The sequence below is a fragment of the Chryseobacterium tructae genome (assembly GCF_030409875.1).
Taxonomy (GTDB): Bacteria; Bacteroidota; Bacteroidia; order Flavobacteriales; family Weeksellaceae; genus Chryseobacterium; species Chryseobacterium tructae.
Map to the genome: position 1 here is coordinate 4164354 of NZ_JAUFQR010000001.1, position 24752 is coordinate 4189105.

Annotated in this window: 16 protein-coding genes and 3 pseudogenes; 3 read left to right on the plus strand and 16 right to left on the minus strand. The window is 35.9% G+C overall.

What is annotated here, in order from left to right:
• Positions 1–171 precede the first annotated feature (171 nt).
• A pseudogene (locus tag QWZ06_RS20620) lies at positions 172–3038 on the plus strand (M16 family metallopeptidase).
• Positions 3039–3110: 72 nt separating this feature from the next.
• On the opposite strand, the gene QWZ06_RS20625 reads toward QWZ06_RS20620, so the two are convergent.
• The 3 genes and pseudogenes from QWZ06_RS20625 to QWZ06_RS20635 all read right to left on the minus strand — a co-directional run.
• Positions 3111–4187, minus strand: coding sequence for a GNAT family N-acetyltransferase (locus QWZ06_RS20625; protein ID WP_290300895.1), 1077 nt, complete (start codon positions 4185–4187; stop codon positions 3111–3113).
• Positions 4184–5185, minus strand: a complete 1002-nt coding sequence (locus tag QWZ06_RS20630; RefSeq protein ID WP_290300896.1) for a polysaccharide deacetylase family protein — start codon at positions 5183–5185, stop codon at positions 4184–4186. Before QWZ06_RS20630 ends, QWZ06_RS20625 begins: the two co-directional genes overlap by 4 nt.
• Before the next feature lie 67 nt (positions 5186–5252).
• Positions 5253–7384: pseudogene (locus QWZ06_RS20635) on the minus strand (S46 family peptidase); the annotation flags it as partial.
• Between the two features lie 274 nt (positions 7385–7658).
• Here QWZ06_RS20635 and QWZ06_RS20640 point away from each other — a divergent pair.
• A complete protein-coding gene (locus QWZ06_RS20640) occupies positions 7659–8141 on the plus strand; it encodes a copper resistance protein NlpE (RefSeq protein ID WP_290300897.1) in 483 nt (160 codons plus the stop codon).
• A 36-nt stretch (positions 8142–8177) separates the two neighbouring features.
• Here QWZ06_RS20640 and QWZ06_RS20645 read toward each other — a convergent pair whose 3' ends face one another.
• The gene (locus QWZ06_RS20645; protein ID WP_290300898.1) at positions 8178–8825 is read right to left on the minus strand and encodes an MgtC/SapB family protein; all 648 of its coding nucleotides are present in this window, start codon (positions 8823–8825) and stop codon (positions 8178–8180) included.
• 249 nt (positions 8826–9074) lie between these two features.
• Between QWZ06_RS20645 and QWZ06_RS20650 the strand changes: the two genes are divergently transcribed.
• Positions 9075–9473, plus strand: coding sequence for an immunity 22 family protein (locus QWZ06_RS20650; protein WP_290300899.1), 399 nt, complete (start codon positions 9075–9077; stop codon positions 9471–9473).
• 64 nt (positions 9474–9537) lie between these two features.
• Here the strand turns inward: QWZ06_RS20650 and polA are convergent.
• From polA to QWZ06_RS20705, 12 genes and pseudogenes are all read right to left on the minus strand, one after another.
• Positions 9538–12371 (minus strand): annotated as a pseudogene (gene polA, locus QWZ06_RS20655) (DNA polymerase I).
• Between the two features lie 310 nt (positions 12372–12681).
• Positions 12682–13113, minus strand: coding sequence for a hypothetical protein (locus QWZ06_RS20660; protein ID WP_290300900.1), 432 nt, complete (start codon positions 13111–13113; stop codon positions 12682–12684).
• A 98-nt stretch (positions 13114–13211) separates the two neighbouring features.
• Complete coding sequence (tssD, locus tag QWZ06_RS20665) at positions 13212–13625, minus strand: type VI secretion system tube protein TssD (protein WP_290300901.1); 414 nt, start codon at positions 13623–13625, stop codon at positions 13212–13214.
• 429 nt (positions 13626–14054) lie between these two features.
• Positions 14055–14510, minus strand: coding sequence for a tetratricopeptide repeat protein (locus tag QWZ06_RS20670; protein WP_290300902.1), 456 nt, complete (start codon positions 14508–14510; stop codon positions 14055–14057).
• A 46-nt stretch (positions 14511–14556) separates the two neighbouring features.
• On the minus strand, positions 14557–15837 hold the full coding sequence (locus QWZ06_RS20675) for a PAAR-like protein (protein WP_290300903.1): 1281 nt from the start codon (positions 15835–15837) through the stop codon (positions 14557–14559).
• Positions 15834–16811, minus strand: a complete 978-nt coding sequence (locus QWZ06_RS20680; RefSeq protein WP_290300904.1) for a hypothetical protein — start codon at positions 16809–16811, stop codon at positions 15834–15836. The genes QWZ06_RS20675 and QWZ06_RS20680 overlap by 4 nt, the downstream gene beginning before the upstream one ends.
• Before the next feature lie 25 nt (positions 16812–16836).
• The gene (locus tag QWZ06_RS20685) at positions 16837–17889 is read right to left on the minus strand and encodes a LysM peptidoglycan-binding domain-containing protein (RefSeq protein ID WP_290300905.1); all 1053 of its coding nucleotides are present in this window, start codon (positions 17887–17889) and stop codon (positions 16837–16839) included.
• A 72-nt stretch (positions 17890–17961) separates the two neighbouring features.
• A complete protein-coding gene (locus QWZ06_RS28255) occupies positions 17962–18396 on the minus strand; it encodes a bacteriophage T4 gp5 trimerization domain-containing protein (protein ID WP_435384133.1) in 435 nt (144 codons plus the stop codon).
• Positions 18393–20156, minus strand: a complete 1764-nt coding sequence (locus tag QWZ06_RS20690; RefSeq protein ID WP_435384134.1) for a type VI secretion system Vgr family protein — start codon at positions 20154–20156, stop codon at positions 18393–18395. Before QWZ06_RS20690 ends, QWZ06_RS28255 begins: the two co-directional genes overlap by 4 nt.
• 206 nt (positions 20157–20362) lie before the next feature.
• Positions 20363–20776, minus strand: coding sequence for a type VI secretion system tube protein TssD (gene tssD, locus QWZ06_RS20695; protein WP_290300901.1), 414 nt, complete (start codon positions 20774–20776; stop codon positions 20363–20365).
• A 498-nt stretch (positions 20777–21274) separates the two neighbouring features.
• A complete protein-coding gene (locus tag QWZ06_RS20700) occupies positions 21275–22153 on the minus strand; it encodes a lytic transglycosylase domain-containing protein (protein WP_290300906.1) in 879 nt (292 codons plus the stop codon).
• Positions 22154–22220: 67 nt separating this feature from the next.
• The gene (locus QWZ06_RS20705; RefSeq protein WP_290300907.1) at positions 22221–24716 is read right to left on the minus strand and encodes an ATP-dependent Clp protease ATP-binding subunit; all 2496 of its coding nucleotides are present in this window, start codon (positions 24714–24716) and stop codon (positions 22221–22223) included.
• Positions 24717–24752 lie beyond the last annotated feature (36 nt).

Genomic DNA, 24752 nt, shown 5'->3' on the forward strand with positions numbered 1-24752 from the left:
TCATAAAAATCAACCATGAAAAAAATACGTATATGATGTATTTTTTTCTTGTTATATAGGTTTTCAACTATAATCATAGATGTAATAGTCATAAAAATCGGGAGCATTTTTTTTTGATTGCTTACATTTGTATTACATTCTTACTATAAAGAGGATGAAATGAATTCATATATGATAGACAGAAGATATAAAGAAACGGTTCATACAGATCCAAACCATTACGAATATATTACCCTAACCCACGATAAGAATAAAGTAAGAATCTATACATTAAAGAACGGACTAAAGGTTTCCTTGCCCAAAACTTTGATGCACCCAGAATACAAACTTTTATTCCGGTAAAAACAGGAAGTAATAATGATCCTGCAGATAATACGGGATTGGCTCATTATCTTGAGCACATGATGTTTAAAGGGACTTCGAGATTAGGAACTCAAAACTGGGAAAAAGAAAAAGAACTTCTTGATCAAATCTCCGCTCTTTATGAGGATCATAAAGCTGAGCAAGATCCGGAAAAGAAAAAAGAAATCTATAAAAAAATAGACGATATTTCTCAGGAAGCCAGCCAGTATGCTATTGCGAATGAATATGATAAAGCGATTTCTTCTTTAGGAGCTACGGGAACTAATGCCCATACCTGGTTTGATGAAACAGTTTATAAAAACAATATTCCGAATAACGAACTGGAAAAATGGTTAAAAATAGAAAAGGAAAGATTTTCTGAAATGGTTCTTCGTCTTTTCCATACGGAACTAGAATCGGTGTATGAGGAGTTCAACAGAGCTCAGGATAATGATTCGAGGCTGGTGAACTATGAATTGATGGCCGCTCTTTTCCCCACTCATCCTAACGGGCAGCAAACCACACTGGGAAGACCCGAACATTTGAAAAATCCTTCTATGAAGGCTATTCATAAATATTTTGACGAGTATTATGTTCCCAATAATTACGCTATGGTATTGGTTGGAGATCTTGATTTTGAAGAAACTATTCAATTGATAGATCAGTATTTTGGGACTCTTCCTTATAGAGAGCTTCCGAAAAAGACTCCGATTGTTGAACAGCCTATTACCGAAATTGTTGAAAAAACAGTGAAAAGTCCTACTACTCCGCGGGTTCAATTGGCCTGGAGAACGGATAGCTATGGAACAAGGGAAGCAATGCTTGCCGATGTTGTTGTGAATATTCTGAGTAACAGAGGCGAAGCTGGCTTATTGGATCTCCATATCAACCAGACGCAAAAAATGCTGTGGGCTCAAGCTTTCTCCGTAGGGTTGAAACAATATGGTTATTTTTCTATTGTTGCGGTTCCAAAGGAGACTCAAACCTTAAAGGAAGCAACAGATATGGTTCTGAATGAGATAGAACTTATCAAGAAAGGAGACTTTCCTGACTGGATGCTTCCGGCCATCATCAATGATTTCAAACTTCAAAGAATGAAGGGTCTTGAAACGGCAGAGGGTCTTGCTACTACTCTATATGATATTTATATAAAAGGAATAAGCTGGGATCAGGAACTGAATGAGATGGATGAATATGCCAAATTCACGAAGGAAGATGTTATCAGTTTTGCCAATAGCTTCTTTAAGGATAACTATGTTGTGATTAACAAAGAAAAAGGGGTTAATGATCAACTGATCAGGGTTGAGAATCCGGGAATTACTCCGATAAAGATCAACCGTGAGGAACAATCTGAATTTTTAAAGGAAATATTATCTGAAAAAACGGAAGATATCAAGCCCGAATTCATCGATTATCAAAAGGAGATTGCTACGGATGAGATCAAAGGGAAGAAAGTAAGTTTTGTAAAAAATAAGTACAACGATATTGCTCAGGTTCATTTTATTTTCCCATTTGGAAGTGATAATGACAGGGATCTTGGTATTTCAACTCAGCTGCTTCAATATTTAGGTACGGATAGTCTTTCTCCTGAGGATCTGAAAATGGAATTCTTCAAAATTGGAATTAGTAATGATTTTAAAACATCCAATAATCAGCTATTAATCACTCTGAGCGGATTGGAAGAAAATATTGAAAAGGGAATTTCACTTCTGCAACAATGGATGTACCGTGTACAACCGGATCAGGAAATCTACAATCAATTTGTAGGAACTGTTCTGGAAAACCGTCAGGCCATCAAAAAAGATAAAAACCGTATCATGACTGCGCTGACTACTTATACTAAATTGGGAAGCACTTCACGTTTCACGGACATCATCTCTAAAGAAGAGCTTGAAAGCAGTACGCCTGAAATATTTACAGACCGCATGAAACAGCTCTTCAAATATCCTTATCAGATTTTCTTTTATGGGAAAGATTTTGAAGCATTCAAAGGATATATTGGGGAATACACTGAAACTGAAAGCCTTCAGATTCCTGAACCAAAGCTATATCCGGAACCTGCCACCGGAGGACATGTCTATTTTATCAATTATGACATGGTTCAAATGGAAATGAGCAAAGTTGGAAGGGGAAATAAGGTAAATCCTGCTAATTTTGGAAAGATGAATGTCTTTAATGAATATTTTGGACGAGGATTATCTTCTATTGTGTTCCAGGAAATTCGTGAGAGTAAAAGTCTTGCCTATTCTGCCTATGTTTCATATTCTGCCAATGCTGAATTGGGGCACCCTGATTACATTACTACCTATATCGGAACTCAACCGGATAAATTGATGATCGCTGTTGATACGATGAATGAGCTGATGAGTGAGCTCCCTGAGGTTACCACTCAGTTTGAAAATGCTAAAAATGCAGCTTTAAAACAGATTGCGTCTACCAGAATTACGAGAAATAATATATTTTTCAACACGTTAAGGTTAAAAAGACTGGGCATCTATCATGATTACAGAAAGGATGTTTTTGAACAGATCCAAGCACTGAAGTTTGACGATATCAGGCATTTTTATCAATCGGAGATTCAATCCGTAGATTTTAATACAGCCATTATTGGAAAAAAAGAGAATCTGGATATGGAAGCTGTAAGTAAAATGGGAACTTTTACAGAAGTAAGTCTAAAGGATATTTTCGGACATTAAACATAAAAAAGCCGCTCAATACTTATATTGAGCGGTTTTCATTTTATAATTCTAAAATCGTTTCTAATTTCTTTAGGTCATCATGCAATCACCATCTCCGTCCTGGAAATAAGGATTGAAGGTTTCAGGAAGGTTTTTTACTAATTCTTTATGAAAAAGATACTCCCGCTTGGAGTCCCGTTCATAAATCTTCGGAAATCCACTAGAGTGAGATATGGCTTCATTCAGCTGAGGATGATAGCAAGTAAGCCCTTTTATTTTATGTTCAATGATGAAATAACTTAAAAACCGTACGATTCTATCGTAATCATTATTTGAAAAAAGGTAAGGTATTTTAAGGTAGCCGTCCCGAATCTGAAGCAGGAGACAAGCTGTAAGTTCATCGTTATCATTATAAATTTTTACCCAAAAGTACATGAAGACCTCAGCAAAGCTTGAAAAATAATACTTTTCATCTTTTTTACCTTCCAAAATCCAGGGATGATCTATAAAGGTATTGATTTCCTCTGCATTCCGATTTTCTGAAAATCCAGCTACAAAATCTATACTTTCTGCATCTGCATGGTCAAGGATTTCATATTTGAAATTTGGCTTTTTTATACCCAGGTTCTTTATTGAGATTAAAGAGTTCGCTATTGTATCCAAAGCATAAAAAAGAGGTTTCCCTATTCTTGCTTTTGGCTTTTTCTCAGGAATGATTTCTGTAGCATCTGTTCTGAAATAATACCTCTTCCCTTCTTTAGGAAATGCATAATCAAAAACACCCATAATGATGTATAAAGCTTCAGCCTCTTTGGTAAATTCTGTTATAGCAATTTGACCATTGTATTCTTCAAAAACTTTCTTCAATAGTTTTTTCGCTGGTCTTTTCTTTTGAAACACAGGATTGATATAGAGCGTGCTCAACCAGGCGTAGTGTACTTTCTTTCCCTCTACAATAAAATAATCAGGAAAACATCCAACATATCCTGCCAGTTTTCCCTCAAAGAAAGCTAAAATAAGAAGTGTCTGATCATCCGATGCTTTGGGATTATTAATCTGCGAGATCGCCCGATGTGCTGTAATAGGGAGAAAATCATACTTACTGAATTCACCAGACGACACAAAATCCTCCAGTTCTTTTCTATTAAATGTCTTCAGCTCTATCATTTTCTCACAATGGTATTTTTATTGATCAGCTTTTTCAAATTGAAATAAGCGATTTCTTTTTTCAGGATTCTTTCTGCGTTTTCACCCGTTTCCATCGGAATTCTTTGGAAATTTCTTTTCACACTGTCCAGTTTAATGCCTGCAGTTCCAAAGGTGCAATACATTTCTTTGTTTTTAAAAAGTTCTTCAAAGAAGGCATTTTTCACTCCAAAATCAGTGAAAGGAAAGGCAAAACTTTCATACAGGAAATCATTTTCTTTTAGGTAAGCAAAGGTTTTATGGATAGAATCCATCTGTTGTTCCAGAGATAATGTTCCAAATTTTGGATGATCCCAACTATGAGAAGATATTCCAAAGCCTCTATCCGTCAAGTTTTTCAATTCCTCTCCGCTTAAATAAGGTCTATGTTCTTTTAAATAGGATTTAAAATCCAATTCAAGCTTTTCAGCGAGCTGATCAAGAATCTCCTTTTTCTGATAGGTAACTTTTAAAATTTCGTTTTTTAAAGTGTTCTTTGTAATACTTCTGTCAAGAGATAAAATATCATATAACTGGGGATTAATATCTTTCTTATTTTCAATAGTCTCTATAAGAAGACTGGCTTTGCATCTGAACATGAGCTCCTTATTATCAATGAAAGCCGGATTTATAAAATTACAGGCATAAATTCCTTTGCGTTCCAATATAGGAGCAACAATATCATAAAATTCACTGAAACCATCATCAAATGTAAGAAGGGCTATTTTTTTCTTAGGCTTGAAGTTCCCGGCAGTAAAGTCTTTGAATTCTGCCCAGTTTACCCATTGAAAATGTTTTGAAATACCTTCAAGATCTTCTTCAAACTGTCGGGTATTTTTATACTGGATCACATGTTTAATATGTGAAAGATTCTCATCGGAAACACAGTGATAGACAGGTAAACAGTAATTCAGCGGAAAAGACTTCCCGAGATGATCTGTTTCAAAAGCAGTAAATAGATTAATGAGACTGTCTTTCATCCTAAAATAAAAAAGAATCTATTCAAAATAAATTCAAATAGATTCTTTAAAGGTATAACTTTTAAAATTATTTTATCACTTTCATTTCATCAACAAGCCATTTAGCATCTGCAAATTTCTCAACGATGAACAGTATATATTTTGTATCCACCATAATGTTTCTACTGAAACGTGGATCGAAGTTAATATCACTCATAGTTCCCTCCCACTGTCTGTCGAAGTTAAGACCAATCAGATTTCCGTTGGCATCAAGAGTTGGGCTTCCTGAGTTTCCACCTGTTGTATGGTTGGTTGCTGTAAATCCTACAGGAACGTCACCTGTTTTATCTTTATACATTCCAAAATCTTTCTTGTTGTAAAGCTCGATCAATTTTTTAGGAACGTCAAATTCGTAATCTCCAGGAACATATTTCTCCATTACTCCTGCAAGGTGAGTCTGGTATCCATAAGAAACAGCATCTCTTGGAGTAGATCCTTTGATTTTACCATACGTTACACGAAGAGTAGAGTTAGCATCCGGGAAGAATTTTCTGTCTTTATCCGTTTCCATCTGCTGCGCCATAAACTTCTTCTGTAAGGCATCAATTTTTGCCTGAAGCGTAGTATACTGTGGATCTGCCGTTTTCATGTAAGTCTCCTTCATAGAAACATAAAGCTGATAGATAGGATCTTTTTTCAAAGTTTTAATCAACTTATCCTGATTAGAAAAAGCCTTATCAATATCTGCAGTTAATGTACCTCCGTTTACAGCTGTTCTTCCTGTAATGATAGAGTTTTTAGACATATCTTCTACTACAGGAATGTTGGCATTCTCATCTTTATATTTGTTGAATCCTGCCGGTAAAAACTGTGGAGCTGTTTTATTGGTATATAAAGCCAATAGCTTTGCTGTTACTTTAGCATCAAGTTCTGCACTGTAATCTTTATAGAATGAAGTCAGTTTTGTTTTTAGCTTGGTAAGCTCTTTATCATCCATTCTTCCAGCTTCTACAGTAGATACGAAGTCATAGTAATCTCCTGCTAGCTTCAAAGTCTCAGCATTTCTTACCACTTCTGTATAATAGGCATTATTCAGAGCGTAAGGAGCTTGTTCATTGTAGAGTTTGTTCAACTGGTCTAAAGTAGTTTTAACTTCAGGATTTTTAGCCACTAAAGATCCTTCATACATTACTTTTTTCTCAACAGCGTTGGATTTCTTTAATCCTTCTACTTCACCAATCCATTTTTTCCAGTAATTGGCTACAGAAGCATATTTGGAAGCATATTTAATACGTGTTTCGTTATCTACACGCATTTTTTCGTCCAATGTTTTTAATGCAACATCACGTACAGCAATTCTTGCAGGATCAATATCCTTCATGATTTTCTCTACGGCAACTGAAGGAAGATATTCTGTAGTTCTTCCCGGGAATCCGAATACAAATGTGAAATCATTTTCATTCTTGTCCTTGATAGAAACAGGTAAATAATGTTTCGGTACGTAAGGAACGTTGTCTTTTGAATATTCTGCAGGCTTGTTGTCTTTGTCTGCATAAATTCTGAACATAGAGAAATCTCCGGTATGTCTAGGCCAACCCAGTTATCGGTATCACTTCCGAATTTACCAATGCTTTGAGGTGGTGCTCCAACAAGACGGATATCTTTATACGTTTCGATTGTATAAGCATAGTACTTGTTTCCATAGTACATTGGCTTAATCATAATCGATTGGTAAGATTCAATTTTTTGAGAATTTTTGTAAACCTCAATATTGTTATTGATCTTCTTGGTAAGCTCAGGTTCAGTAAGATGATCTGTTCCTTCTAGAATCTGGAAGCTAACATCTTTTATATCTACGATAAAATCTACTTTTACTCCTGGATTTGGAAGTTCTCCATTCATATTTTTAGCCCAGAAACCATTGGAAAGAAGGTCGTTCTGAACTGTAGAATGTGCTTGAATTTGTCCAAATCCACAGTGGTGGTTAGTCAGTAATAATCCCTTAGGAGAGATAATTTCTGCGGTACATCCACCGTTAAACTGTACAACTGCATCTTTTATGCTCGGCTTCTGAGTGTTGAAAATGTCCTTTGCGGAAATCTTCATTCCCAAATCCTTCATTTCCTTTTCATTCAGTTCTGTAGGAATCCACATTCCTCCATATTGTTGTGCAAATGCCATTGCAGCCGGCAAAAGAAATACGGATAAAAGTATCTTTTTTGTCATAATCAAAATTTTGCCCGAATTTACGAAGAAAAATAGGAATAGAACCTATAAAACAAGGGTAAAAATGGCAACACCCGATTTTTGCATTGCAAATGAATCGTGAATAGCTGCTCGTTGTTGATAAAAACAAATATTAATAAACGAATGAACCATCTCCTTTTTTCCTTCCCAAATTACCAATCGCGGAACTCTCATCCTCATATCTTCTTGGCTCAATTTTTGTTTATAGCTTGTCAGTTTAATAAAAAACATACTTAAATTAATTATTATGATGAAAAACAAAACACTTATCCTTGGGATTGGAGCAGCTTTATTCCTTGCTTCTTGTTCTAAAAAAGAAACTGTTGACACTAAAGCTTCAACTAGCGACTCTGCTGCAACTGCTGTAACTACAGACAGCATCACTCATCCTATCACAAGCGCACAAGGAGACACTACTGAAAACTCGTTGGATTGGAATGGTACTTATGAAGGAACTGTACCATGTGCAGACTGTCCCGGAATCAAGACTTCATTAACCTTGAACAATGATAAAACTTTCAGCATTACTGAAGAATATCTTGAAAGAAAATCCAAGAACGAAGATAAAGGAACTTTTACATGGGATGCTACAGGAAGTATTATCACTTTAAAAGGTAAAACAGCTGACAATAAGTATAAAGTTGTTGAAGGCATGATTATCCAATTGGATATGGAAGGAAAAGAAATCGATGGGCCTAACAAGGATCTTTATATATTAAAGAAAAAATAAAAATAAAGGCTTCGGCCTTTATTTTTTTGCCTTATCCTAAAACTGATACGCGATGATCTTTGAATCATCAATAAGGTCTTTCATCAGTTTTTCATGCTGGGTATTCTTCCCTGTAATTCTCCAGGTAACCGTAATATTTCCCTGAGTGTATTGTTGTTTGATTAATAAATACTTCAAGTGATGCTCTTTAAATAGCTCTTCACAATGTCTGGCATCTTCTGAATGGCTAAACCCAATTTTATATTCCCTTACTTTGTGATAGTTATCTATAAAACTCTGAAGATAAGTTAAAGCACTTAGAATAATAAGCACCAAAGCTGTTCCCAGAAGAGAAAAGTAGACATATCCGGAACCTACCGCCATTCCTATAGAGGCTGTTGCCCAAATAGTAGTAGCTGTTGTAATTCCTTCAATCTTATTTTCACCTTTAAATATTACTCCAGCTCCCAAAAAACCTATTCCTGTAATGATATTGGCTGCAAGACGATCCGGATTAGCAACTCCTATTTTAATAGAAAGAATTGTAAATAGGCAAGCACCAAAGCAAACCAGAATAAAAGTACGCAACCCTGCAGATTTATTACGATATTCTCGTTCAGCACCAATTAATAATCCCAGGATTACAGAAATAAAGATCAGTAGCAATTCATTTTTGACCACATAATGGTCCTGTAGAAATTCCATTTTTAAAATTTAAGAATAGAATAAAATTACAATAAAAAATTTTACGGAACTATTTTTGATGCCCAACTTTGCGTGCCACGATCCAAAAATTCTGATCTAACGAAAAACTTTTGTAATATTACATTTCCAATTGAAAAAATAAGAAGCATTCCATCTATTATTTCAACGGTAAAAGGAATTCAAAAGGTCTAATCACTTGGAAAATACATTTTAAATAACTATATTAAATAATACAACAAACAATACATTATGGACAAAGAAATTTCTCACTTCTGGCTGGGGTATTTTAAAAATGAAGAAGAATTTTATGCTTTTGTAGAAGAGGATGAAAATTATTATCTGGAAGAGGAAAATGATGATCAATATGTTTCAAAATTTGCAGAATCTCAGAATATCAAATGGTTTGATGATGACTTTATAGAATATGGTTTTGAAGATGAAAGATTGGGATTGGTTGAAAAGTTCTCAGAATATTCATACGCAGACCAATGGCTTCCGATTTTAGAGCAAAAGCTTAATGAGATGAGTCTGGATACTCCAGTAAATGCCATCGTTTTTGCCAGCAGATTTGTTATTCCTAATCCTGTTTCTGTGGATGGTGAAGAAAACAAGCTGTATTATATTGGTGAAATTGAATTTGACGTTTAAAAAATAAAAAACTTCTGCTTATGAGCAGAAGTTTTTTATTTATCGTTCAAGTAAGTTTGGATTATTAATGGGCTTCCAGCCAGTTATCCCCTACTCCAATTTCCACTAATAACGGAACTTGTGTTTTCAAGGCATTTTCCATTTCGGTTTTGATCAATTTTGAAGCGGATTCAATCTCGTCTGCCGGAGCTTCGAAGACCAATTCGTCATGTACCTGAAGTAACATTTTGGTTTTCATTTGTCGTTCTTCCAATTCTCTGTCTATTTTAATCATTGCCAACTTTACAACATCGGCTGCACTTCCCTGTACCGGAGCGTTTACCGCGTTTCTTTCTGCATGCCCCCTTACGACAAAATTGTTGGAATTAATATCTTTTAGATGACGTTTTCTTCCCAGAATAGTTTCAACATATCCTGTCTCACGGGCTTTATTCACCTGTTCCGCCATATATTTTTTCAATTTCGGATAGGTTTCAAAATAGGCTTCGATCATCTGTTTAGCTTCTGTACGGGATAATCCGGTTTGTTCTGCCAATGCAAAAGCTCCCTGTCCGTAAATGATTCCAAAGTTTACGGTCTTCGCCTGACTTCTTTGGGTTTTTGAAACTTCTTCCAAAGGAATTTTAAAGAGCTTTGCCGCTGTAGAGGCGTGAATATCTTCTCCATCCTGGAATGCTTTTATCATATTATCTTCTCCTGAAATTTCAGCGATAAGACGAAGTTCGATCTGCGAGTAATCGGCAGAAATGATCTTTTTCCCTTCTCCGGAAACAAAGGCTCCACGAATCTGCTGGCCTCTCAACGTTCTGATCGGAATATTCTGAAGGTTTGGATTCACACTTGCCAGACGGCCTGTAGCCGCTGTAGTCTGAGAGAAGTTGGTGTGTACTCTGTTATCTAATTTATCGATCTGCGATGGCAAAGCATCTACATACGTTGATTTAGTTTCTGATATGTTCTGTATTCCAGAATATGCTTAATGATCTCATGCTTTGAAGCCAGCTTCTGAAGTACATCTTCTGATGTAGCATATTGTCCTGTTTTTGTCTTCTTGGCTTTGGGATCAAGCTGCATTTTTTCAAACAGAATTTCGCCTAACTGTTTAGGTGAATTCATATTGAATTCTTCTTCTGAGAGTTCAAAAATTGTTTTTTCTAAATTTCTCAGGTCATTTTCAAGATCAATACTTTCCTGTGCCAGCCATTTTTCATCTAAAGAAATTCCTGCAAGTTCCATTTTGGCCAAAACTTCCATCAGTGGCATTTCAATATTGAAGAAAAGCTCTTCCAGATTTTCTTTTTTCAGTTGTGGGGCAAATAACTCATACAACTGGAATGTTACATCGGCATCTTCTGCAGCATAATCTGTCTGCGTTCTAAGGTCAGCATCCCTGAAAGTTCCTTGTTTTTTCCCTTTTTTCCCAATAATAGTTTCAATGGAAACAGGTTTATAATTTAAATATACTTCAGAAAGATAGTCCATACCATGTCTTCCATCAGGATTCAACAGATAATGAGCTATCATAGTATCGAACATGGCACCTTTCACGGTGATGTCGTACTGTTTTAATATTTTATAATCGAATTTTAAATTGTGAGCGATTTTTAGTAAGTCCTCTTTCTCAAAAAACGGTCTGAAGATTTCAAGAGTCTGCAACACTTCTTCCCTGTTTTCGGATAAAGGAATATAATATGCCAACCCTTTTTTATAGGAAAAACTCATTCCTACCAGTTCTGCTTCCAGCTCGTTCAATGAAGTGGTTTCTGTATCAAAGCAAACAGTTCTCTGTTTCAAAAGATTGTCTACCAGTTTTTTTTGAGCTTTTGGATTATCAACAAACTGATAGAGGTGATCGTTATGCTCAATAGAAGATTTTGTAGAAGTTGCCTGATCCAGCTCTTCAAAATTAGCAAAAAGATCAAGCTGCATCACCTGTCCTTTCATTTCTGTTCCTGCCGGAGTCTGCTTCACTTCTACTTCACTTACCACAACAGTTTCTGTAGCAGCCGGAGCAAAAGCTCTATAAAGATTTTCATATAATCTTCGGAATTCGATTTCTTCGAAAACTTCTTTTACTTTTTCAAAATCGGGAGTTTCAAGATCATATTGTTCTTGATGGAATTCTACAGGAGCATCACAGATAATGGTGGCCAATTTTTTAGACATTATTCCACGTTCTGCAGAGGCTTCTACCTTTTCTTTTAACTTCCCTTTTAGTTTGTCGGTATTAGCCAATAAGTTTTCAATGCTTCCGAATTCTTTAAGGAATTTCATCGCTGTTTTTTCACCTACTCCTTCTAATCCAGGGATATTATCTACAGCATCTCCCATCATTGCCAGATAGTCGATCACCTGTTTAGGGTCTTCGATCTCATATTTGGCCTTGACTTCTTCTACGCCGAGAATTTCTATATCTCCTCCTTTTAAACCTGGCTTATAGATTTTGATTTTATCTGTAACCAGCTGTGCAAAGTCTTTATCGGGTGTTACCATAAAAGTGGTATACCCTTCTTTTTCTGCTTTGCAAGCGATGGTTCCTATTACGTCATCTGCTTCATAGCCTTCAACACCCAGGATCGGGATATGCATTCCTTCCAGAATTCTATGAATATATGGAACAGCAATTTTAATAGCCTCAGGGGTTTCACTTCTATTGGCCTTATAATCAGCAAAGTCATCAGTTCTTACGCTTGCTCTTCCTACATCAAAAACAACAGCCAGGTGAGTTGGTTTTTCTCTTCGGATCAATTCGATCAAAGAGTTCGTAAAGCCAAAGATGGCAGAGGTATCTAAACCTGTGCTGGTTAACCTTGGATTTCTGATCAGTGCGTAATATCCTCTGAAAATCATCGCATAGGCATCGATGAGAAACAGCCTTTTATCTTGTGTTGCGTCCATATTATCTATAATGAACAAATATAAGAAAATAGGAGGATAACTTGCTAGTTTTGGGATTGGATTCGGGGTGTTCGAAACTTGATTCGGGATGGAAAAGGATTGGTTAATTAGCTTTGCTTGTCTAGTCTGATGGTTTGTGTCGATTTACTATAGACTTGTTTGATACCTGTAGGAGTGTTGGTATTTATTTGAACCACCCCGTCAAATTTTCAATTTGACACCCTCCAGAGGAGGGGAATGATGGCAGCCGTTCCTAATATACAATAGTTGATAGGATTAAGACAAGTTTCTTATTTCTTTTTACCTATCGTTAGCAATCATGGTTTTCATAGTTTAACTGTTCCATTTTTTTCTCGTAGCTTTCCATGTCTTTTTTGCCCATGTTAACCTTTGTAAGCTGTACCGGGATCTGCTTTTTTCCATCCGGGCTGATCCAGGTTCCATTCATGGCATCTCCTTCTTTTTTTAGGATCATCAGTCCTGTAAATCCTTCTTCTACCATCGCAAACTGCTGGTTGGCTCCTTCTGTAACATTAAGTTCCAACCAATTGCTTACTTTCTCGTAGCGGTACATGGCATTATAATAAGGATCTCCACCACAGCCGTTTTCTACGGATTGTAAAAATAAGGTTACCGGCATTTTCCCGTTTACTGTGCCTTTGTATAGAGAAGAAGTATTCTGTGCCTGGAAGATGGCAAATGACATTGTAAAAGTGAGAATCAATAGAATTTGTCTGAACATTTTTATATCGTTTTTAGTTGTGTATTGAATAAAAAACAGAACAGCATACTCCATGAGTATACTGTTCCATTAGTTTTTTTAAGTGTTGTTGTTCTGGCTTATTTACCAGCAGATGGCCAAAGCCCAGCGTACTGAGAAGTACCATAGTCAATAGTTTCAGCACTGATTACGAAGCTGATTAACATACTGTTGCTATCGATTGCATCAAAGTCTACTTCGTGTTGGATTACATATCCGTTCTCCCATTTCAAAGTGATTAGTGTTCCTTCTTCGTGAGATTTGTTGAAAACTACTTCTCCTACTGTTGGCTTATATTTTCCGTTCAATAAGCTTTCTAGGATGTCTGATTTTTCAGTAGCTTCTACTGTAACTTTGATAAGTGCGTTAGAAGGATCTGAAGCTACACGTCCTGATACGTCAGTAGATCTTGATACGCTGTAGTTCATTTTTAATAATTTCTGACCTTCTCCGTTGTTGAATTTTAAGATTCCTCTTGAATTTCTTTCTGCCATGATTGTAAATTTTAATCGTTAGTAATATTTTGTTATTCAATAATTGTAAGACAAAGATAAAGGCCTCCAAGTTGAAAAAAAAGCTTTTGCAAGGAAATCTGAAAAATTGTAGTAGTTCTACGATTTTATGTCGTAATTCTACGACAATGGAGTTAAAGATCGACCCAATTCCTTATTAATAAATATTTTAACCATAATTGCAAAATAAAAGCAAAACATAAACTATCACACCATTAGGAGAAATATAATCTTTAAAAAGAGCCTTTTAATAGTTGAAAAATCAATAGAACCTCATCAATATTAATAACTATTTTTATTGTGGAGTCAGATATTTTAAAAACTATGAATCTCAGAAATACCATTTTTGTTCATGAATGTTCTGTTTTTTGTATAATTATCATAGTTTGGGTTCTGCTTTAAGGCAATGGCTTATTTAATTTGATTTCTCTCCAGGGAATCGAGAATATTGAAATTTCTTTCACTATATGAGTTACCCAATTTTCTTGATTCTTCCATGAAGAGCCTGCCTTTTTTATATTCTTTATCTTCAATATAAGCACGTCCTAATAGGTTGATAATCTTCGTATGATCATCCATACTATAGTTTTTATTTTGATAAGCAGGTTCCAAATACCGAATGGCATTATAAGGTTCTCCCACTTGCAGGTAAGAATTGGCTAATGGAATTACAATTTCAGGGTGTTCTTTTAAATCTACTGTTACAAATTGAGCAATTGCAAAACTATATTCTTTACGTTCATAAGCCTTCCAGCCTTTATCAAGTCTTTCACTGTCTCCAAAAGAGAAAGCATAATGAGTATTAGAAATCGTTAGAATTCCTAAAGCCGCAATGAATCCTATGATGATAGCTGCTGTTTTTTTCATATCATATAAACAATAGCTACTTATTTTCTCATTATATATCTTATTATCAATTCTGTGCTGCATTGATTGTAACTCCGCCCGCTGACTGGTTTGCAAACGAATCTGCTAATACACTAAAAGTCCATTCGTTGAGAGGCGAAACCAGTAAAGGAAGTACCAATCCTGCCACATTTATTGCGCCTCCAAAACCTTCAGCAGCCTGACCTTTCATTGCTTTATTGGTTTCAGCCCGATGTTCATTAATTACTCGATTACCTTTATTACTTGTTTTTTCTCTTGGAAGAATTTTTCCACTACCTTTTCTTTTCATGGCTTCTACTGCCTGAGCTCCGGATCGGGTTTTCTTCATTTCTGCGACTATTTCTGCTGTTCTAGCTTCCCGTTCTGCACGGGTACCCTTCAGATTCATAATCTCTTTGATATACTTTTCATTCTGATTTTGTCGATATTTATCATAAGAAAGATTGAGTAGCTCTCCAGCAGCACCAGTTTGTGATGTTCCGATATATGGATCATCAGGAGAGTCTACCGTAAAGGAACTTTCCATTTCTTGGCGTGATGTCAGCATCTGATCATAAGTAGTATTACCATCACCACTGTATATTCCCTGCATTCCCTGTGCCTCCCAAGTAGAAATGGGTTGAAAAATAAGATAGGCTCCTACAATTCCTACTGCAGCTTCTTTTCCACCTGCAAAAAGACCAGGTCCCAATGCGCCTAATCCACCACCGGCAGCAACAGCCGCAGTTCCAGCTGAAAGCCCGACACCGTATCCGAAAAGTCCACTGATTACAGCTGTTAAGCTAACTTCACCCCAATTTCTGAAAGCCACATTTTTTGCTGCAGACTTTGCTTCTGCTTCATCAAGAAATGGAGTAAGAATTCCCGGACCGGCAGAACATTTAAGAAATGATTTTTGAGTAAGGGCTTTATGTCCTTCAAATTTCACACTTGAATGAGGGTTTATCCATTCTACAAGATTAGGGTTACATTTTGTACTGTTTGATGCAATAAGCACTGTTGCAGCAACAGCTACTGCTCCTAAAACAATAGCTCCTACCCCAAAAGTACAAATTGAAAATGCTACAGCCAATCCCAGTGCTAAACCAGCTACCAAAAATGACCAGCCTGCAGCCTGCCCCCAATTGCTCTTGCATTCAAAATCATCTTTTAAAACTTTATCTACTTCTGTAAGCAGGGGTTGTTTCTCTGATTTATAGACTACAGAACGATTCCACATTTTAGGATCTACAAGTAATGCTCCTGGAGAGGGATTCATCTGATAGCTACAAACTACATGTGTTTCCTGAGGAAGATACCTACTCATAATTTATAAATTTTCTTTATTTGATTTTTATTTGTTCCAACAGTAATTTCTGGAGAAAAACCATCGAGCTTCCAATAATTACTAATAGAATTTACAAACTTCGGTGTCACAAAATTTAATGAATATGTGTTTTTATCGGTTGTATAAAACAATATCCGTAAAACCTTTTGATCCGCCGCATTCTCTACTACGTGAACTTCATGAATTTGTTTTTTAAGTAAAATAAATTGTTGAGAACCTTTAAAAGTCAAAGCATCTCTTGTTAATTCAATGACTTTAATTCCCGAAGTAAAATAAAAGTAGATATATACCAGAGAACAATATAAAAACAGGAAAGGAAGTGTTACCAAGATTTCCAAGAATGCATTTCTTGTCCTTGTTATTATTCCTATATCATTTTTATAAGGTGCTATTATATTTCTAAATAATAGCATAAAAGCGAAACCAATTATAACGAAAATGATGAATTTAACTTTAGGATTTTTGATCAAAAAAGAGCTTACCGGAATCTGCTCGCCCGTATTGATTATCTTACTTTCATTATTTCCATTCAGATCCATTAAAAAATCATTGTATTCCTGTGTACTGCTATGAAATGGATGTCTTGAAACAGTAATTTTATTACCCTCAAATGGAAACCGGATTTTATGATCTTCTATTCTTATTTCATTTTTAGGGAGTGTATAGCTTTTCTTTTTGTAATCTATACTTATAGATTGATCAATAAACCTGATACTTCCTTTTGACGAAAAAATATACTCTAAAATCTTATAGATAATAATACCATGAAACAGGTAAAATAAAAAGAGTACAAAATATAGAAAAGTACTATTAATATTAAGATTAGGTGAGTGAATTACGTCAGCAAGATATTCCCAACCCGGTACAAAATAAGAATACAACAGCACAATAAGGAGTGTTAAAATCACAACACCCACCTTTTTACTATTGTCTAATGTCTTTATAAAAATCATATTTTTCCAGAATTAATGAATGCTTTTATATTTTTCTCAGATTAAATATACATTCAGATTTTATATTATTCTCTATATTTTCGATGATTGACAGCTCTGCTTTCTCCAATGTTTTTGTCTTCAGATTATAAGTAAACAGATTTCTCATATCAAGTCTATACTCAGAAAATTTATATTTTATAAGAGGCTGATGATACTTTTCATAGCCTTTGGTTACTTTGTCTAACAGCTCTTCAGATTCAATCGTCTCCCAAACTTTTCTGATGGTAATCAGATCTTCATCTTTTTTCAGTACATCATACCTCACCGTCATAGGGACAACCACATCCGGAAAAAGCTGTGATTGATAGGTATATTCTTCTGATTCCATATTTTCATCTGCATTATACAGATACTTATCTAGCAGGGTAAGATAAAAAAGATCTCTGTTATAATCTTTTTCGTCATTATACTGACTGGAAAACTGTAAATCACCTTCCTGGATAAGCTTCACATACTCCTGAGGTTTTGTTTGTTTTACTACTTTGATAAATTCAATTTCGTTAAGCTTATTTTTTTTAAACTGTTCCCAATTTTTCTTTATCTTATTTTTATCAGCAATTTTACTGAATCTTCCAAGTGTATTGATTTCTACCAAGCAGTCGTTTCTGATATAATCTACTTCGGATACAAAGTCGAAAACACGGGATAGTGCCGGTGGATTAAATTCATAAAAAAAATCGCAAAGCTTAACTTTCACCAGGTGATTTGTTAAATTAAAATCTACTTCATATTCTTTTTTAAGCTGAGAATAGCTTTTTACTTCGTCTTCTATTCTGGTTATATTCAGTTGTTCAGCTCTATATCTGTTTTTTTTTTCGAAAGATGTATAATCAATGTTTTTTTTCTCTTCTTTATCTTTTTGCAGTGGTATTATCACTGTATCAATATGAATGGGCAGATAATTTCCAAAAAACTGCTGAGTCACTGGTGAGTGTGAATTATGAAAAGCCATCAGCTCCTTCCCTGTCATTTGATATTTTTCCGCTATTGACTCTAATGAATCTCCCCGTTTTATCTGATACTTGCTGTATTCCATACAATGGATTTCTATTATTAATAATTAAAAAAATTCCTGTTCCCGTTCTGACTGGAAATTTATTGATGAGGATTAATTAATATCTACTTGAGCTCCTTTAACGGTCACATTACCATCTATAACTATTCCTGGATTTCCTGCTTTTTTCCCAACATTGGTAAGACTAATTCCTTCTATATTTACCGTATCAGCCTTCACAGTAATAGCAGTTTTTGAGATTTCAATACTACTGTTTCCTACTTTAATCGTTATTTTTTCAGCTCCGGTTAAATCAATAACTCCGGCATTATCCATTTTAAATACGCTTTTTCCTTTTCCTACATCAACTTTATGCGTATTACCAACGTCTGCGGTATGATCGCACCCTACTTCAAGTTTCTTATTGTTGCCAATTGTATCAGTTTTGTCATTGCCTACTGTCTTGTTGCTGTTATTATTGGCATTATGAACTACATTTCCAGAACCATCAAAAAACATATGAGCTCCGCCCTGATCTTTAAGATTCATGGATCCGGATCCGTTGTCGTATTTAATTCGGCACCACTTCTTCCGCTAAAGCTCATTACATTATTTCCGGTACCACCTCCGGCACCAATGCCACCATGGAACATTCCTCCCATTACAAACGGGCGGTCAGGATGTTGATGAACAAAATTGATGATAACCTGGTCACCTACTTCAGGGATAGACATAAATCCACGGTTTTTGTTTACTTTATCACTGCTTCCTGCATCCGGGGACATCACACGGATAAATTCTGTAATATCCGAGCCATTCTGCCAGTCAAATTGTACCTGAACTCTTCCCTGATTCTGAGGATCTGTATTGGATATTACTTTTGCAAACTGAGCTTCGGCTCTTGGTGTTTCAAATTCCGGACGTGGGATATAACCCGTATCTGCCGCAATCGCTTCAAATTTACCATCATAATATCCTCTGGCATCTACCTCATGGGTCACCTCGATAATCATTAGTTTGGTAAAATAAGAAGTTTCATTGCTATCGGATTTACGCATTTCAATATCTGCAGTACATCCCGGATATAAGAAAGGTACAGTAGTAGTTCCGGAAGTGATAAAAACCTCAGAAGCCTTACTTCCGGCTGTTCCTTTTTGGGAAGCATCAATATCCATAAAGGATGTGGCCTTTATCGGAGCCACTCTTAAAGATGGAGTGGTAAACGTTTTTTCTGAAATTTCGTAAGCACGTCTTGCAATATCTGAAGTATGATTGATCTTTGAACTTCCCCCCGTCATTTTTTCGTTTTTACTGCTGTTATAACCATAAAAACTAGGGCTTACATGCTGGGCTTTCATTTTGATAGCAATATCACTTACGCTACTTCCATAGGTAAGTTTCACAGGTTTTTCCTGAGGTGGAAGTTTTCCAAAGTGCAATACCTCCCCATCATAGTAAAACTGTTCTCCGTAAGCTTCAGCCATTCTTGCCAGGTAATTGTAATGCGTTTCTTCGTATTGTGAACTGTAGGAAACGTTTCCATGCTGAGCGTCTACTCTGAAATCGAATTTATTCATCCCCAGTCCTTCACTGATGACATGATACGCAATGCTGTTCAGACTGATCGGCTGGCTGCCTCCAAAACTTTGAATGTGAGGGGCTGCATCCAATAATACAGTAGGACTGTATCCTTTAAGAACGATATTTCCAAGACTTCCTTTTTCCTGGCTGAACCCAACTTCTGTGACTACGCCAACAAAATTACGTTCAGCCCCCTGTATGATATCTTTATATTTGAAAACTACTGTTATCCTTTTGCCCAAGAAATTCTGGGCTTTCTCAAGGTTATGGTTCTCGGCGCTCCCCAATGTGTCATGAGCCAATGTCAGGCTAAATTCATGATGTTTGGCTGCACTCTGTACTAATTTAAAATGTTTAAAATGCTTGATAATTTGTCCTTCAATAACTACATCCAGTTTCACCACTCGGTTGATTCCGGCAATAATACTTTGAGGAATAGCTTCAGCATTATGTATTTTTGAGGTAGGCTGTTTAGCCCACACTTTATTGTCAACGATAGAAGGGTTATTAGGAACAAAAGTCTGATTCATGAACATGTTTGTTCCCTGTACAGCATTCATTCCCTGTTGTCCGGCTTTTACAGCCTTCTTTACTTTATCACCCGATTTATTCAACTTTTCTTCTACTTTTTTAGCAACATTTTCCTTTGCATCTTTCAATTGCTTCTGACTGCCTATAAGGTTATCCTTTGGGCTTTCTACTTTAATTGTCTTGTCATCCTGAAACATAGTATTTTGTGTTTAAGTTAAATATTAAATAAACTGCTGATCATACAGCAACAGAATCAAAAAATATAAGGTTTGATTTCCGCAACCTGCTTATTAAGAGAATAGTTGCACGAAATCCGTTAACCTTTATGAAAAAACAGGACAGCATACTCTTCCGAGCGCACTGTCCTGTACCAATTTTATTTTTACTAAGATGATGAATAGGCTTATTTACCTGCTGATGGCCAAAGCCCAGCGTACTGAGAAGTACCATAGTCAATAGTTTCAGCACTGATTACGAAGCTGATTAACATACTGTTGCTATCGATTGCATCAAAGTCTACTTCGTGTTGGATTACATATCCGTTCTCCCACTTCAAAGTGATTAGTGTTCCTTCTTCGTGAGATTTGTTGAAAACTACTTCTCCTACTGTTGGCTTATATTTTCCGTTCAATAAGCTTTCTAGGATGTCTGATTTTTCAGTAGCTTCTACTGTAACTTTGATAAGTGCGTTAGAAGGGTCTGAAGCTACACGTCCTGATACGTCAGTAGATCTTGATACGCTGTAGTTCATTTTTAATAATTTCTGACCTTCTCCGTTGTTGAATTTTAAGATTCCTCTTGAATTTCTTTCTGCCATGATTTGTAAATTTTAATCGTTAATAATATTTTGTGATTCGGTGATTGTTTAGCAAATATAGAGGGTCTTTTTTCGGAAAAAAAACTTTTAAGTATAAATCTGAGAAATTGTAGTAGTTCTACGACTTTTTGTAGTAATTCTACGACATTGGATTTAATAACTCCACTCAAACGCTTTAAAACATTGAATTTTTAAACTTCATAAAACACTGACCAAAAGGAACATTTTCCACATCAATGAGAAATATTAATACTTTTTAGTATAACATTAACACATTTTAACTTTTACTTACATACGATACAATAAGAAAATTAAATGAAACTATTCAGTATGATAAACGTTTAAAATTCCTTCGTTTTGATCATGAATTCTATAGCTTTTAATATATCTATGAAACATTTCTTATTTCCTTCTTTATTTTTTTAGAATATTAGTCATAAAGAATTTCAAAAAAACCAAACCGTAAATTGGTTTGGTTTTTTAATATTGTTGACTTGTTTAAGGTTGTACACTGGAATCTGTCCCTGCACTTTCTTTTATTGATCTGGTGAGGATCTTATTTTTTCTAAGAAGAAAATCAGGCATCAAATCGGTAGGGAGATAAAAAGTACTTTCTCCTTTTCTTCGCAATTCTTCTGTAATCCCAGGATTCCAGGCAAGAATCTTGTCTACTTCTACATCAAGTTCATCAGCAATTACATTTAGGCTAAATCCGGCATTGATCTCCGTTTCTGATAGTGTTTCATTAGGTATCTTTCTATTTCCATCTTCAAAAAACACCTTATTGATCCTTGCAGAATTGTAATTATTTAATACACTCTGAAGTTCTCCTGTTGCATAACAGGCATTCAAGTATTTTTTTACGTGATTAACAGTTTCTGCAGGAAGATATTTATAAAATTCATGGTATTGGCTGGAACCTGCTGCCTGCATAGCTTTGGCAACATTTCCTTCTCCACAGTTGTAAGCGGCTACTACTGTTACCCAGTTATCGTACTTCTTGTAAAGGTTTGCCAGGGAAATGACTGCTGTTTTTGTACTTTTATACACATCTGTACGCTGATGCTCTGCAAGACCATACTGATTAGCATGTGCTGTCATCAACTGCCATACGCCTACAGCTCCGGCTCCAGAGGTAATATTTTTGTCAAAATGGGATTCAATAAGGGCTAAGTTTCTTAAATGCTTTGGAAGTCCCTTCTGGAGAAGTAGTTGTTCAATAAATTCAACAAGATCTTTGTTGGAATTAATGATTCCCTGATATTTTCTCACACTGCTTTCTGAAGTATCTGATGCAGCAAGAAACTGTCCGTTTACTAAAGCAACAGTCCCCAAAAGCATTATTCCCGTAAAGATATTTCTGACAATTGTTTTCATTTTAATGTTATTTATAAAGCAAGAAGGCGAATTGTATCAATTGGCCTTCTTGCTATTTACTTTCTTATTAATCTACTTTCCAGCTTATTTTTTCTTCCTCTTTATTCCAGTCTACATGGATGGTTTGCCCGGATTTCACTTCTTCTCTTACGATCATTTTGGAAATAGGTCTTGCCAGTTGTGCACGGATGACTCCGGAAATTTGTCTGGCTCCATATTTACTACTGAATCCACCCAAAGCTAAGTTTTTCACTGCTTCATCACTGATCTTTAAAGCCATTCCTAATCTTGTTAATGATGCATGAAGTGACTTCAGCTGAATATTGAAAATTCTCTCTGCAATGGATTCTGTAATCGGTGCAAAAGGAATAATTTCTGTAATTCTGGCTAAGAATTCAGGTCTGAATCTTCCTGAATTCGACATGATCTGCATCAGGGAAGATGATTCAGGAATTTTTCCTTCTTCAAATTGTTTTACAATCTCTTCACTTCCGATATTGGAGGTAAATAAGATCAGAGCATTGCTGAAGTCTCCTTCTTTCCCAAGTTTATCATGTACCTTCCCTTCATCCATAATTTGAAGGAATACATCAAATACGGAATGGTGGGCTTTTTCAATTTCATCAAACAAAACAACAGTATATGGCTGTTGTCTGATCTTATTGACCAGCATTCCTCCTTCTTCATATCCTACGTATCCTGGAGGCGCTCCATATAACAATGCAGCTGAATGTTCTTCTTTAAATTCTGACATATCGAAACGAACCATCGCTTTTTCATCGTTGAACAGGAGTTCTGCCATTGATTTTGCAAGTTCTGTCTTTCCTGTTCCGGTAGGCCCTAAAAGGAAGAAAGATCCGATTGGCTGGCCTGGTTTGTTTAATCCACTTCGGTTTTCAACAATAGCATCAGAAAGGATTTTTAAGGCATGATCCTGACCTACTACTCTGTTCAGTAGAAGCGATTCCATATTCAGGAGTTTTTCTTTTTCCTGCGCCTGAATCTTTCCGATCGGAATATTAGTCTTCGCAGCCATTACTGCAGCTAGTTCTAAACGGTCTACTTTCTCTCTTTTCTTAGCGGCATGCTGCAAAAGCTCTGCATAAGTATCTTCAATAATCTTTTGGATCTGATCTACTGGCATTGCATTATCCAATGCAGGCTGCTCACTTAATGATCCCCATAAAATAGGGCTTATTTTATCTCTCAATAAATTATAAGTCCAGATCAATTCATCTGCCTTGTCTTTATTGTCCAGGTATTCTTCTTTTAAAATAGCGTCATAACTTACTTTCCAGCTGTCTAATTCTTTTTCAGAAAGTTCATCCAGCATTTTAATAGCTGCCATGGTTCTGTCTAGCAAATCAATAGCAGCATCTGGCAATTTTTTACCTTTTGCATATCTTTTAGCTAGTCGTACACATTCCGGAAGGGCTGCTTTTTCCACTTCAATTCCGTGGTGTTTTTTGTATCCTTCAAGAAGAACATCAATCATTTTTACGCAAGTCTGCTCATCCGGTTCATTTACAGTTAATACCTCAAAACGACGGTTGAAAGCCTGTTCCGGTTCAATAATTTTTCTGTATTCTTCCTGAGTTGTAGCTCCAATAACGGTAATCTCACCTCTTGCCAATTCAGGTTTAAGAAGGTTGGCAACGTTTCCGATACTTCCTTTTGGATCTAAAAGGGTATGGATCTCATCAATGAAAAGAATAGCTTTTTCAATTTTCTTACATTCATTGATTACTTTTTTCAGACGGTCTTCTATTTCTCCTTTGTATGAAGTTCCTGCTAATAATGCTCCGGTATCCAATTCTAGAAGGGTTCCGTTTTTAAGCATTTCGGGAACGTTTCCTTTTGTAATTTCGATAGCAAATCCTTCTACCAATGCTGTTTTTCCAACTCCCGGTTCTCCGATGATAATTACATTAGGTTTGCTTCTTCGGCAAAGAATCTCTACCAGCATTCTCAGCTCTTTATCTCTACCGATAATATTTTCAAGATTCCCATTTCTAGCTTGTGCTGTTCTGTCTACACAATAGCTTTTGATGGATGGAAAAGATGAATCTGTAAAGTCTGACCCATTTGAGAATAGTGATGCAAAATCTCCATTTTCAGAAACAGTAAACGGAGTATCTTTTCTATACAGGTTGAATATATCATGTTCTCTTAATGGCAATGACTTCAATTGCTGAAGTGAAAATACCACCTGAGGTTTTACAATAGCAGTAAGGATACAGATCGGCGTAATCTCATCCAATCCTAATTTTAAGCGTATATCATCTGCTTCTTCTATAAGAGTATCTACAGCATCATCCTGACCTACCTCATCGGGAAGATGACTGGTCTTAGGATATTCTTCAATACGTACATCTGCCCACTCGTAAAAATAACCGGGATCTTTATCTATGCTTTTTAGAAATTCGTTAAGACCAATATCTTTATGCATTAGAGCCTGCAAAATATGAGGGCCTCCGTATGTTCCATTATAATTTTCCCTCGCTATCGACTGAGCAATATGAAATAGCTGCTTTACTGTTTCGTTGGTTACTAGTACTCCCATTTATAATTTTTCTTATATTAATATTTGCGTTCTGTT